This window comes from Bowmanella yangjiangensis (genome assembly GCF_017255015.1).
Lineage (GTDB): Bacteria > Pseudomonadota > Gammaproteobacteria > Enterobacterales > Alteromonadaceae > Bowmanella > Bowmanella yangjiangensis.
Genome location: NZ_JAFKCS010000567.1, coordinates 1 through 476, shown reverse-complemented (window position 1 = coordinate 476; position 476 = coordinate 1). Strand labels below are relative to the sequence as shown.

1 protein-coding gene is annotated in these 476 nt (G+C 64.7%); it reads left to right on the top strand.

Translation table 11 applies throughout. The features are described from left to right. Window positions 1-476 (top strand): MHYT domain-containing protein (locus tag J0A65_RS25695; RefSeq protein WP_332874385.1); only part of this gene is annotated, 476 nt, incomplete at both ends.

Genomic DNA, 476 nt, shown 5'->3' with positions numbered 1-476 from the left:
GTTGTATGTCGATTCTCGAGCTGTTCTTCATCATGGGTGCGGACCCCGGCGTCCTGATACTCAGCAGTTACGACCCCGTCCTGGTACTGCTGTCTCTTGCCATCTCCGTATTCGCCGCGGGCATGGCACTGCAACTCGCAGGCGAAGCCCGCAACAGCACTCAACCCATTGCTCGACAGGTCACCATTCTTACCGGCTCGCTCGCGCTTGGCGGGGGCATCTGGGCCATGCATTTCCTCGGGATGCTGGCGTTCGAGCTGTGTGCCGCCGTGCGTTTCGACCTGGGCATCACGCTGCTCTCGATGCTGCCCAGCCTCGGCGCCTCCTGGGTGGCCCTGAGCCTGCTGGCTCGGCCCAATCTGAGCCTGGTGCAGCTGTGCGTCGGCGGCGTGCTGGTCGGCGCCGGGATCGGGGCGATGCATTACAGCGGCATGGCGGCGATGGAGATGGCGCCGTTGCTGCGCTATGACCCCTGG